Source organism: Clostridium sp. N3C, from assembly GCF_900095445.1.
GTDB lineage: Bacteria > Bacillota > Clostridia > Clostridiales > Clostridiaceae > Clostridium_AU.
Map to the genome: position 1 here is coordinate 133,065 of NZ_FMJL01000003.1, position 12,373 is coordinate 145,437.

Consider the following 12,373-nt stretch of genomic DNA (forward strand, 5'->3'; position numbering starts at 1 on the left):
AACTTTTTTTTATGTTCATATTTAATTAGAAGTTTATTAATTCTAAGCTAATGCCTTGGAAACCAGCAATGATTTTATCGTAATCGGATAGGTTATCTGCTGAACCAACAGCAACAACCTTCATATTACCTGCCTTAGCTGCCTCTATACCTGCTTGAGAATCCTCAAAAACTACACATTCATTAGGATTTAATCCCATTTCCTTAGCAGCTAAAACAAATACCTCTGGATCAGGTTTTGCTTTAGATACTTTATTGCCGTCTATTATTGCATCAAAATATTTTGTAAGCTCTAAATTATTTAAAATAAGCATGGAGTTTTTGCTAGCAGAACCTAGGGCAACTTTTATATTGTTTTCCTTTAAAGTTTTAAGGAAATCTTCTACACCTGGAAGTATTTCAGACTTATCCATTTTGGATATGTATTCTACATACCAAGTATTTTTTTTATCTGCTAAAGCAAGCTTTTCATCCTCTGAAACAGTTTTATTTCCTAATTCAAGAAGGATTTCTAAGGAACGCATTCTGCTTACACCTTTTAATCTTTCATTATCCTTTTCTGTAAAATCAAATCCCATTTCAGATGCTAGTCTTTTCCAAGCTATATAATGATACTTAGCTGTATCAACTATAACACCATCAAGATCAAATATACATCCTTTAATTTTCATTAATACACAACACCTTTCCAATAAGTAAAAGTTAGCATATATAGTATAGCATAATAGAAGGCTTTTTCAATGGAGAAACCATTATATGAACAATGCACAAGTAATAAATAAGAGGTTGTTGCACATAGAAACTAGTGCAACAGCCTCTATTTAAATTACTTTATATACATTCTGTCATAGTATTCTTCAAGCATTCTTTGAACACTAAAGAATTCCTTTGTATCATTGATGCTGTTAGCCATGATTTCTATCCACTTATCTCTGTTCTCATAGTATGTAGGTATAACTTCCTTTGTAAGAACATTGTAAAGTCCTTCTAAATCATGTGCATCTAATTCAGCTTCTGTAGCAAAATCATCTACAGACTTGCCATCACCAAATTGCCATCCGTTTACGCCGTGCTTACAAGCTTCTGGCCACCATCCATCAAGAGTACTCAAGTTAGGCACACCGTTCATAGCAGCCTTCATTCCAGATGTACCACTGGCTTCCAATGGTCTTCTTGGGTTGTTTAGCCATATGTCTGCACCGTTAGTAAGCATTTTACCTACAGTCATGTCATAATTTTCAACAAATACAACGGAATTTGGGTATTCTTTAGTCATTGCAACTATGTCAGCAACAATTTGCTTTCCAGTATCATCTAGTGGATGAGCCTTACCGGAGAATACAATCTGAACCTTTCCACTCTTAAGAAGAGGAGCGATAATTTCAGGCTTTGTGAAGATTAAATTGCTTCTCTTGTAAGGAGCAGCTCTTCTTGAGAAACCGATAAGAAGCTTATCAGCATCAAGCTTAACACCATTTCTTTCATATACGAAGTCAATTAGAGCCTGCTTATTTTTCATATGAGCATTCCAAAGTTTTTCTTTGCTTTCTGAGCTACCATCATAGCTTTCACCAATTTCAAGCATAGTTGGATCTACCCAAGTTGGTCTGTGGATAGCGTTTGTTATAGCTATTATTTCTGATCTGTTATCAACATCTTTCCACATTTTATTGGAAGTTTCTCCATGAAGTTGTGCAACAGCATTAGAGATTCTAGAAAGTCTCAAAGCACCAACAGTCATATTGAAAGGAGAACCACCAATTTCAACTAACTGCTCTATAGTTAGACCACAGTTAGCACCCATGTAAAGAATTCTATCTATAGGATGAGATTCATTACCTGCAACTATTGGAGTATGAGTAGTAAATACAACTTCTTCTCTTGTAGCAGCTAAAGCTTCTTTAAAGCTAGCCCCACTTTCCATCTTTTCTCTTATAAGCTCAAAACCAGCAAATAAAGCATGACCTTCGTTAAAGTGGTATACATCAGGTTTAATTCCAAGAGCTCTAAGAGCTTTAACTCCACCAATACCAAGAACCATTTCCTGTGCAATTCTTTCTTCTCCAAAGTATCCGTAAAGCTGTCCTGTAATCCAAGCATCGCTGTTTTCTGGAAGGTCTGTATCCAATAAGTATATAGGTGCATTACCAAAGCAGTCAACAAGCCATACCTTACATACTACATCTCTCTGACGAATTTTAACAGTTACCTTAACTCCTGTATCTTTTAGGAAGTCGTATTGATAATTGTAGTAAGAATCATATGGACGACCATCTTGGCCAATTCTTTGTTCAGTGTAACCTTGTTTCCACTTAATTCCAATACCTACCATTGGGAAGTTGCCATCCTTAGCTCCCTTTAGATAGTCACCAGCCAATACACCTAAACCACCGGAATAGATTTTAAAGGAAGTATCAAGAGCATATTCCATACAGAAATAAGCTACTTTAGGTAAGTTTTTTGAATTAGTCATTAAGACTTTCCCACCTTTCATTTACTTAAAATTACTTACTTTTTTATATTGATAGTGCTTTCTTTTGATAGGGAATAAATCTTATCCCATACCTTCATCTGGAAGTCGTCACCCTCTTGATGCTCTATGGTTACTTCGCCTTGCTTAACAGTTACCTTTAATAAATGTCCTCTGAACATTATTTTAAAGGAAAACTGTTGCCAAGCTTTTGGTATAAATGGATTTAAGGAAAGCACACCATTAACAACTTTAAGACCACCAAAACCGTGGACAATTGACATCCATGTACCAGCCATACTTGTAATATGAAGTCCATCATCAGTGTCATTGTTGTAATTATCTAAATCTAATCTAGCAGTTCTTAAATATAGTTCATAGGCCTTATCTTCATAACCTATCTCTGCTGCTATGATAGAATATATACATGGTGATAGGGAAGATTCATGAACAGTTCTTGGTTCATAGAAATCAAAGTTTCTCTTCTTAGTTTCTTTGTCAAATCTATCTCCTAAGAAGTATAAACCTTGTAGAACATCAGCTTGCTTTATGAAGCAAGAACGAAGAATTCTATCCCAGCTCCACTTCTGGTTAAGTGGAAGATCTTCCGGTGAAAGATCCTTTACTAACATTTGCTCCTTATCTAAGTAGCCATCCTGTTGTAAGAAGATGCCAAGTTCCTTATCCTCAGGCTTATACATTTTGTTTACTACATCCTGCCATTTAGCCATTTCTTCTTCAGTTACAGCTAGTTTTTCAATTAATTCATTATATCTGTCTGTATATTTTTCTTTTAAGAGTTTAGCAACTTCTAGGGTGTATTCAATGTTCCAAGCTGCCATAGTATTAGTATACCAGTTATTGTTAACGTTGTTTTCGTATTCATTAGGTCCTGTTACACCTAGAATCATATAAACATCTTTTTTGCTATGATAGTTGGATCTTGAAACCCAGAATCTACTTGTTTCTACTAATACTTCAAAACCATACTCAGGTAAGTAGCTTTCGTCACCGGTATAATTTACATAATTATATATAGCATAACTTATTGCAGCATTTCTGTGAATTTCTTCAAAGGTGATTTCCCATTCGTTGTGACACTCTTCACCATTCATAGTAACCATTGGATAAAGAGCACCCTTTAAGCCAAGCTTTGCAGCATTTTCCTTAGCTTTTTCAAGATGATTGTATCTATATACTAATAGTGATCTAGATATAGATGGGTCACTAGTACTCAAATAGAAAGGAATGCAGTAAGCTTCTGTATCCCAGTAAGTACTTCCGCCATATTTTTCACCAGTGAAGCCCTTAGGTCCTATATTAAGTCTTGGATCATCTCCAGTATAGGTACAATTCATTTGGAAGATGTTAAATCTAATACCTTGCTGAGCAGATGCATCACCAGATATTACTATATCACTTTCTTTCCAAATATTTGCCCATTTATCAGAGTGAGCTTGGAAGAGTCTATCGAATCCTTCATTGTAAGCATTTTCAACTAATTCCTTAGCCTTTGGTAATAGATCTTCTTCTGAGAAATATCTATTGCTAGTAACAGCAACATATTTATATAATGTAGCCTTGCTTCCTTTTTCACAGTTAATAGTGAATTTGTTTGCAGTATATTGAGGTTCTACAATCACTTCAGGATCAACTTCTACAGAATTTTCATCTAAGTATAAGGCATATTTAGAAGCCCATGTAACTACAAAATCAGTTTTCTTGGTTTTCTGAGTGATGTGGAAGAATCCATTCTCTGCACCCTTGTCAACTTCTATCCAGAACTTTTCATCATAGTTGGAGTCTTCATTTTTAACGTCTCCATCAAGATAAGGTGTTAATTCTATTTTTGCAGAATGATTTACTGGCTCTACGCTGTAAGAGATTGCCGCAATTTCTTGCTGAGCCATACTAAAGAATCTTTTAACTTCAAAGTTAGTTTCATTACCATTCTTATCGATTACAGTGAAGGTTCTTAAAACGTAACCTTCCTTCATGTTAAGAAGCCTTTTAAAATCAGTTACTTTAGCTTTAGCTAGATCAAGGTTTTCTCCGTTAATAACTACTTTAATCCCTATAAAATTTGTGGAATTAAGAACTTTAGCAAAGTATTCAGGATAACCGTTTTTCCACCAACCAACTCTAGTCTTATCAGGGTAGTAGACACCTGCTATGTAAGTACCTTGAAGAGTGCTACCAGAAAAGTCCTCTTCGAAATTACCTCTCATACCCATGTGTCCATTACCAATGCTCATTAAACTCTCATAAATTTTGTTTTCTTCGAGATGAAGTCCTTCTTCAATAATACTCCATTCATCGACTTTAACATATTTAGCCACAAGCTCACCTTCCTAATTTTTATTCTTTAGAGTAACCAGGCAACAATTGCATATTTTTTATATTTATGCAACCGGTTGCATTATCCTTAAAAAAATAAATTTCATATTATATAATATGAAATATTTTGCTTATAAAAATACGTTGTCTTTTATAATATATCATTCTTTTGTAATCGATGCAATAACATTTTCAAATAAATACTAATATATTAGGGAAAAATCAACAAAAATATGGAACAATGTTACTTATAAAGTTAATATAATAATTTTATTACAAAAATAAAAATTTTAAAAAAATAGAGGAAAAAAAACTCAGATTATCGAATATAATTAAAAGAAATTAAATTTTAGGGGGGGTACAATATGGAAAAATTATGGTATTGCTTAAAGTGCAGAAGAATATTTAAAAATGCAGGAGAATGTATCTATTGCAAGAGTACATTCACTAAAGAGTTAAATAGAAATTCCCCTGTAAACGTTTTTGGCACTAAAATAAAGGGAAAGGTATTAAAAATAGAAGATGGTAAAGCTAAATTATTAATTATTAATGAAAACAAAGAAAAATATATTAAAGAATATGATGTAGATAAACTAAGAAAAATATTATAGCATTCATGGAACTCTGTTATATAATATAATAGCAGAGTTCTTTTTTGGGGGAAGATATATGAATATATTGGAAGTTAGTATGAGATTATTATTGGCAGTTATCATTGGTGGATTAATAGGTTATGAAAGAGAATTAAACAATAGAGCTGCAGGTTTTAGAACTCATATATTAGTTTGTGTAGGGGCTGCAGTTACTGCTTTAATTCAAGTATATGCTTTTGAACAAGTTAAAATAACTATATTAGACAACCCTTCATTGCAAGGAGTTGTTAGTGCAGATATGCTTAGGCTGTCAGCTCAAGTTATATCCGGTGTAGGTTTCTTAGGAGCAGGAACAATTATTTATGAAAAAGGTTCCGTAAAAGGTTTAACCACTGCAGCTAGCTTATGGGTAGTTTCTATTATAGGATTAGCTACAGGATATGGATATTATACTTTAAGCATAGCAAGTTTTGTTTGTGTATTTATCGTAGTAGTTGTGCTTAAAAACTTTGAGCATAAATTTATTGGTAAAACTAGAAGGGAAAAGTTAGAAATAGTTTTTGATAAAAAATTACAACCTATATTAGAAGTAGATAAGCTTCTAAAGGAAATGGGGATTAGAATAAAAAGTATAGAATATAGCACAGAGGAAGAAGAAAATAATGAATGTATATATACTCTCTTTATACCAGTAAGATTTACAGTGGAAGAGGTTATTGATAGGTTGATGGGTATAGAGCATATTATAAATGTAAAACATACAAGTTAATTGTTAAAATATCACTTTGAATTTACACAATCTATAGTATATTATTTATTGTTAATATTAGAAGAAAAGGATGAAGAACTATGAAAAAAGGAATGATATACGAACTTAAAATAGAAGAAACTCGTTTCCCAGGGGATGGGATTGCCTATTTTGAGGATAAAAAGGTATATGTAAAACATGCTTATCCTGGTCAAAAGGTTATGGCTAGGATACATAAGAACAGAAAGGATCGAGCGGAAGCTAGAGTAACAGAGGTGATGGAAAAAGCTGGATATGAAATAGAGCCACCATGCCCACATTTTTATTATTGTGGTGGCTGTACACAACAATTTGTACCTTATAAAAAGCAATTAGAATTTAAGGAAAGTCAAGTATTAGACCTATTTAAGAAGGCTGGTATAGATGACTTTAACTATTTAGGCATAGAAGGAAGTCCTGAAACTTATGAATATAGAAATAAAATGGAATTCACCTTTGGAGACTTAGAAAAGGGTGGAGAATTAACCTTAGGAATGCATATGCCGGGAAAAAGCTTTGGGGTAATTAATACGGATTCTTGTATTTTAGTAGATGAAGATGTACGAAAAATTCATAATGCAGTTATAGCATATTTTAGAGAGGCTGCTTTACCTCATTATAGAGTTATGCAACATGAAGGTTATTTAAGAAATTTAGTAGTAAGAAAGGCAAAGAAAACTGGAGAAATTTTAATTAATCTAGTGACAACATCTCAACTAGATGTAGATTTAGATAAGTTGAAAGAAATCTTAGTTAATATAGATTATAAAGGAAGTTTAAAGGGAATTATTCACACAATAAATGACTCTCTATCAGAAGTAGTAGCAGCGGATAGAATTGAAGTATTATATGGTGAAGACTATATCACGGAGGAACTTTTAGGACTAAAGTTTAAAATAACACCTTTCTCCTTCTTCCAGACAAACTCCTTAGGTGCGGAAAGGCTATATTCTATAGTTCGTGACTTTATGGGAGATGCTTCTGATAAGGTGGTTTTTGATTTATACTGTGGAACAGGAACCATTGGACAAATAGCCGCTGGAAAGGCAAAAAAGGTAGTTGGTATAGAACTTATAGAAGAAGCGGTGGAAAGTGCTAAGGAAAACGCAGCTATGAATGGTTTAGATAACTGCCACTTTATTGCTGGAGATGTAGCTAAAGTTATACAAACTATTAAAGATAAACCAGATCTAATCATACTGGACCCTCCTAGAAGTGGCGTCCATCCAGTAGCTTTAGATTATGTTGTTAAGTTTAATGCTCCTACTATTATATATGTGTCTTGCAATCCAAAAACCTTAGTAACGGATTTGCAGGTGCTTCAAGAGAAAGGTTATAAGGTTAGCAAGCTTAAAATTAAAGATATGTTTCCTCAAACTGCACATGTGGAATGCGTAACATTGATGTCAAGGGTGTAAGCCTTGAACTTACTGGGTTTGCAGGATTATACTTATCTTGTCTACTCGACGTATAGTTTTAAATGCGTCCGCGGGAACATATCGATGGATAGAAAAAGAACCGAAAAATGAAGTAGGGTCGAGTTGATAGAATAGATAACGTCATAGAGTTGTGGAGATAGGATAGATGTAAAAATTGGTGATATTGAATTTAATATATTGAGCTGACCGCTGATCAGGAGATGAATTCTCTTGATTGGCGGTTTCGTTTTATTAATAGCTCATAAAAAATCAATTTATTGAGAATGATGTTATCATTTAGAGTGAGCAAAAAGAAACTTGACAAAGTTAGTATCTTGCAATACAATATACCTGTATATTGCATTGCAAGATACTAAATGGGAGGTTTTATTATGATTCCTTCACAAATGTTAAAAGGTGTGTTAGAAGGATGCATTTTAGAGATAATCCGAAAACAAGAGACTTATGCATATGAAATCTCGAAACAGTTAGAGCGATATGGATTTGGAGAGATATCTGAAGGAACAATATATCCTATTATTTTGCGCCTACAGAAAAGTGAACTTGTGAAAGCTACTTTACAAGACTCTAATAGCGGACCGAAGCGCAAATATTATCATTTAACTGAGAAGGGGGTTATTAGTCTAAGTGAATTTAAAGTTAACTGGCAAGAACTAGATCATGCGGTTAATCAATTATTTATGGGAGGAAAAGAACATGAATAAATTAGCAAAGGAATTATTAAAGAAAAATAATAATAGGGAAAAAGCGATATTTGATGAAAACAAAGAAATTTATACAAATATGATTGTCTACTTACGGGGTTCTGATTTATCAGAGTACAATCAAGAAGTTGTAAGAGGAGATATTATTGAACTAATTATTGATGGTCAGCAACGAGGCGATAATATTAAAAAAGTCATGGGAGGCAGATATAAGGAAATCTGTGATCAGATTATCGAAGCTATGCCTAAGAAGACAAAAAAAGATAAGGTGATGGATTTTTTAGATATGTCTCTTCATGCACTATGGGTTTTAGGTGTTATTTCTTTAGCTAAAAACTTTATAATTAGCTTAATTTCAAATAAAGCTGGGTTTGAGTTTATCTTAACCGTTGGGGATATTATAAATGGACTTGCAATTATCCTTATAGCAAATGTGATTGTATTGTATATTACTAAAACAGCATTTGGTGCAAAGAAAGAAAAAAAAGTAGTTTCTTTTTTAAAAGCGTGGTTTATTGCTGCAGCTGTTTTGGCAGCTATGATATTGAGTAATGTATACTTTAGAACCATTGCAGTGAATATTTCTTTATGGTTAGCAGCAATAACTGTCATATTGATTTTTGTTATTTGGAAAATTATAAGTGAAAGAGCGTAAATGAGATTTTCTTAATTTGATTTTGCTAAGTCGACGCGTTCCCGTCTACCGTAAGTGCAAAATTTGCGATAGATATGTTTCCGAGAACGGACATATCTCAAATGACATTTATTCTGTCCTCTCGTGCCACGTTGAGTGTGTCACATTGATGTCAAAGGTTGAGAAATAAAGAACTAAAAAGCTTGTTAATAAAGGGTTTCCAAACATTTTGCTTTTTTACAGGCCACTCTGCCTGATGTGGCAATGTCAGGGAACCCTTAATTTTATTGTTTGTGGGAACATATCAACTACCCTGAAAATTTATAGTTGAGTTACCAGATTAGATAACGGCCATTTTTTTGAGGGTCGAGTAAACAGGATAGATAAAAATATTGCGCCTAATAATTTTTCAAAGTGCGCATAAGTGAAATCACAAAAATAGCTGAATTAATGACAGTTATTCAGTTATTTGAATATTAAGCAGAAACAAGATAGATGCATCAATTACTCCGAAACTATAATTATCGCTGCGAAATAGCAATAATTATAAAATAATATTGCATTATCGTTATAAATTTGTTATAATTAAACCATGGAGGAGTATTTATGAGTTCAATTGGTGATTATTTAAGATTGTTGCGGACGAAACGAAATCTAAGTTTAAATGATGTGTTTAACAGTACAGGAATAACAACTACCCGTTTAAATCGTATTGAACTTGGGCAGGTTAACGAACCTTCTCCTTTGGTGCTTAAGAAACTATCTGAACTTTATCAGGTTGACCTGATAAAGTTATATAAAATGGCAGGATACCTGGAAGATAAGGACATTGGAGAGAGAGTAGTTCCCTTCTCCAACTATGAGATTCTTGATAACGAAGAATGTGAATATATACAGAATACTATTGATTTTTTTATCAGAAAAAATCATAGGTAGATTGAGGTGTACACTATGAAATACAGATTAGGTGAACTGTTCTGCGGCCCCGGAGGACTCGCTTATGGTGCAATAAATGCCCGCAGTGCTGACGGAAAACATTTTATAGTCCATGAATGGGCTAATGACTATGATAAGGATACCTGCGAAACATACCGTTATAATATTTGCCCAGACAGGCCAGAATCGGTTTACCATGAAGATATTCGCAAATTGAATATGGATAAATTAACACCGATTGATGCTTTGGCATTCGGCTTTCCATGCAATGATTTTAGCGTAGTTGGTGAGCAGAAAGGAATTAACGGAGTTTTCGGACCGTTATATTCTTATGGCGTAAAAGCTTTGAAAAAATTTCAGCCTATGTGGTTTCTTGCGGAAAATGTAGGGGGGCTTCGCAATGCAAACGATGGAAAAGCTTTTGCAAAAATATTGGATGAATTGAAAGAGACAGGATATGTAATTACGCCTCATTTATATAAATTTGAGCAGTATGGTATACCACAGGCACGGCACCGTATTATCATTGTAGGTATTCGAAATGACATAAATGTAACTTTTAAAGTACCATCTCCGGCCCCTTATGCAAATATAGACAATACATGCCGTACCGCACTGGAAGTGCCTCCAATACCTGCGGACGCTCCTAATAATGAGAGAACAAAACAATCTAAGACGGTGATACAAAGGCTTCTTCATATTAAGCCGGGTGAAAATGCTTTTACTGCAGATTTGCCTCCTGAGCTTCAGCTAAAAGTAAAAGGCGCAAAAATAAGCCAGATTTATAAGAGATTGGATCCTGACAAGCCAGCTTATACTGTTACTGGAAGCGGAGGGGGAGGAACGCATATATATCATTGGTCAGAGCCAAGAGCTTTAACAAACAGAGAAAGAGCCCGACTCCAAACTTTCCCGGATACGTTTGTTTTCATGGGATCAAAAGAGAGTGTCCGAAAACAGATAGGAATGGCAGTACCTTGTCAAGGTGCAAAGATTATTTTTGAAGCTATTCTTAATTGCTTTGCTGGTATAGAGTACGAAAGTATAGAACCGAATATCAACGAATGAGAAGGTGTATTTTAATGTTTAATATACCATTAATAAATCAAACGTTAATTGAACCAATATCAAGAGGAGCAGAGGAACTGTTGATTGTTTCAGGATATGCAACACCTACTATGGCTTCATGGCATATGACAAGAATTAAAGAATTGAGTATGCCATTAATCGGAATAAAGCTTATAGTAGGTATGACCAACTATGACGGGTTAACTAAAGATGTTCATGAAGGTTTTAAACAGTTGGTATATGCTCAATCAAATACTGCTTTATCTAAGTTTCAATGCCAATATATTTGCCAAGGGCCTCCTGTACATAGCAAATTGTATATTTGGATGAAAAATGGTGAGCCTGTTGAAGCTTATACAGGTTCTGCGAATTATACACAGGCTGGATTCAGTTTGGGAAGACGTGAATATATTGTTCCCTGCAATGCATATGATGCTTTTTCTTATTTTTGTTCAGTAGAGCGGGATTCTATATATTGTACTCATTCGGAAGTAGAGGAAAACATTATACTACAACCAATTAATCCAGTTCTTGAAGCTGAAAACGGACATGTTCAGATTGTGAAAGGACAAGGTGTGGAACATGTAAAATTATCGCTTCTTGCCAGAGACGGTGAAACTGGCAGAAGATCAGGATTGAACTGGGGACAGCGTGAAGGGCGAGAACCCAATCAAGCATATATTCCTTTGCCTGCAGAGATAGCACGTTCAGGTTTTTTCCCGCTTCAGAAACGACATTTCTCAGTTATTACTGATGACAATAAGCATTTGATTTTGCGTGTTGAACAGCAAAATGACAAAGCAATTACAACACCAATGAATAATTCCCTTTTGGGGGAATATTTCAGAAACAGAATAGGTGTTGCGAATGGTGCGTTTGTACATCGTCATGACTTAGAGCGTTATGGAAGAACAGATGTTGATTTTTATAAACTAGATGATGAACATTTCTATATGGATTTTTCTGTGTAAAAAAATATCTGCCAACAATTAGTATTAATGAAAAAAGATAGTTTATCTGAAAGGAAAAACTATTTTAATAATGATGGTGTTAGAAATATGGATAATCATACAAAAGAAATAAGAAGTTACAATATGTCGAGGATAAGAAGTAAAAATAATAAGCCTGAAGAACTCGTAAGGAAATATTTATTCAGTAAAGGGTTTCGTTACAGGAAAAACGTTAAGGCTCTTCCGGGTTGTCCTGATATTGTTTTACCAAAGTATAAAACAGTCATTTTTATTAACGGGTGCTTTTGGCATATGCATGAAGGTTGCCCGTTTTTTGTCTGGCCAAAATCAAATGAAGAGTATTGGACAAAAAAGTTAATACGGAACAAAGAAAGAGATTATGAAAACCAAGAAAAGCTTAAGCAGATGGGATGGAAAGTAATTATTGTATGGGAG

General features: G+C 34.1%; 12 protein-coding genes. 9 read left to right on the forward strand and 3 right to left on the reverse strand.

The window, feature by feature from the left end:
* Nucleotides 1–25: 25 nt before the first annotated feature.
* From pgmB to N3C_RS02350, 3 genes are all read right to left on the reverse strand, one after another.
* Nucleotides 26–670, reverse strand: coding sequence for a beta-phosphoglucomutase (gene pgmB / locus N3C_RS02340; RefSeq protein WP_074364466.1), 645 nt, complete (start codon nt 668–670; stop codon nt 26–28).
* 155 nt (nt 671–825) lie between these two features.
* Nucleotides 826–2,472, reverse strand: a complete 1,647-nt coding sequence (gene glgP, locus N3C_RS02345) for an alpha-glucan family phosphorylase (protein ID WP_074364467.1) — start codon at nt 2,470–2,472, stop codon at nt 826–828.
* A 35-nt stretch (nt 2,473–2,507) separates the two neighbouring features.
* Nucleotides 2,508–4,808: a glycoside hydrolase family 65 protein gene (locus tag N3C_RS02350; RefSeq protein ID WP_074364468.1), complete on the reverse strand. Its 2,301-nt coding sequence runs from the start codon at nt 4,806–4,808 to the stop codon at nt 2,508–2,510.
* A 363-nt stretch (nt 4,809–5,171) separates the two neighbouring features.
* On the opposite strand from N3C_RS02350, the gene N3C_RS02355 reads away from it, so the two are divergent.
* From N3C_RS02355 to N3C_RS02395, 9 genes are all read left to right on the forward strand, one after another.
* Complete coding sequence (locus tag N3C_RS02355; RefSeq protein ID WP_074364469.1) at nt 5,172–5,417, forward strand: hypothetical protein; 246 nt, start codon at nt 5,172–5,174, stop codon at nt 5,415–5,417.
* 58 nt (nt 5,418–5,475) lie between these two features.
* Nucleotides 5,476–6,168, forward strand: coding sequence for an MgtC/SapB family protein (locus N3C_RS02360; RefSeq protein ID WP_074364470.1), 693 nt, complete (start codon nt 5,476–5,478; stop codon nt 6,166–6,168).
* Between the two features lie 80 nt (nt 6,169–6,248).
* Entirely contained in the window at nt 6,249–7,604 is a 1,356-nt protein-coding gene (gene rlmD / locus N3C_RS02365; protein ID WP_074364471.1) for a 23S rRNA (uracil(1939)-C(5))-methyltransferase RlmD, read from the forward strand.
* 392 nt (nt 7,605–7,996) lie between these two features.
* Complete coding sequence (locus N3C_RS02370) at nt 7,997–8,329, forward strand: PadR family transcriptional regulator (RefSeq protein ID WP_013297369.1); 333 nt, start codon at nt 7,997–7,999, stop codon at nt 8,327–8,329.
* Complete coding sequence (locus tag N3C_RS02375) at nt 8,322–8,984, forward strand: DUF1129 domain-containing protein (RefSeq protein ID WP_013297370.1); 663 nt, start codon at nt 8,322–8,324, stop codon at nt 8,982–8,984. Before N3C_RS02370 ends, N3C_RS02375 begins: the two co-directional genes overlap by 8 nt.
* Nucleotides 8,985–9,569: 585 nt before the next feature.
* The gene (locus N3C_RS02380; protein ID WP_012869709.1) at nt 9,570–9,899 is read left to right on the forward strand and encodes a helix-turn-helix domain-containing protein; all 330 of its coding nucleotides are present in this window, start codon (nt 9,570–9,572) and stop codon (nt 9,897–9,899) included.
* Between the two features lie 15 nt (nt 9,900–9,914).
* A complete protein-coding gene (locus N3C_RS02385) occupies nt 9,915–10,967 on the forward strand; it encodes a DNA cytosine methyltransferase (protein WP_074364472.1) in 1,053 nt (350 codons plus the stop codon).
* A 14-nt stretch (nt 10,968–10,981) separates the two neighbouring features.
* Complete coding sequence (locus N3C_RS02390) at nt 10,982–11,938, forward strand: restriction endonuclease PLD domain-containing protein (RefSeq protein WP_074364473.1); 957 nt, start codon at nt 10,982–10,984, stop codon at nt 11,936–11,938.
* A 27-nt stretch (nt 11,939–11,965) separates the two neighbouring features.
* The coding region (locus N3C_RS02395; RefSeq protein WP_373432792.1) for a very short patch repair endonuclease at nt 11,966–12,373 on the forward strand (408 nt) is incomplete at its 3' end.

Excerpts from the sequence above, each read along its gene's own strand:
- N3C_RS02385 (WP_074364472.1), top strand. The coding sequence starts at position 9,915 with ATGAAATACAGATTAGGTGAACTGTTCTGCGGCCCCGGAGGACTCGCT.
- N3C_RS02390 (WP_074364473.1), top strand. The coding sequence starts at position 10,982 with ATGTTTAATATACCATTAATAAATCAAACGTTAATTGAACCAATATCA.
- N3C_RS02355 (WP_074364469.1), top strand. The coding sequence starts at position 5,172 with ATGGAAAAATTATGGTATTGCTTAAAGTGCAGAAGAATATTTAAAAAT.
- pgmB (WP_074364466.1), bottom strand. The coding sequence starts at position 670 with ATGAAAATTAAAGGATGTATATTTGATCTTGATGGTGTTATAGTTGAT.
- N3C_RS02380 (WP_012869709.1), top strand. The coding sequence starts at position 9,570 with ATGAGTTCAATTGGTGATTATTTAAGATTGTTGCGGACGAAACGAAAT.
- rlmD (WP_074364471.1), top strand. The coding sequence starts at position 6,249 with ATGAAAAAAGGAATGATATACGAACTTAAAATAGAAGAAACTCGTTTC.
- glgP (WP_074364467.1), bottom strand. The coding sequence starts at position 2,472 with ATGACTAATTCAAAAAACTTACCTAAAGTAGCTTATTTCTGTATGGAA.
- N3C_RS02370 (WP_013297369.1), top strand. The coding sequence starts at position 7,997 with ATGATTCCTTCACAAATGTTAAAAGGTGTGTTAGAAGGATGCATTTTA.
- N3C_RS02360 (WP_074364470.1), top strand. The coding sequence starts at position 5,476 with ATGAATATATTGGAAGTTAGTATGAGATTATTATTGGCAGTTATCATT.
- N3C_RS02375 (WP_013297370.1), top strand. The coding sequence starts at position 8,322 with ATGAATAAATTAGCAAAGGAATTATTAAAGAAAAATAATAATAGGGAA.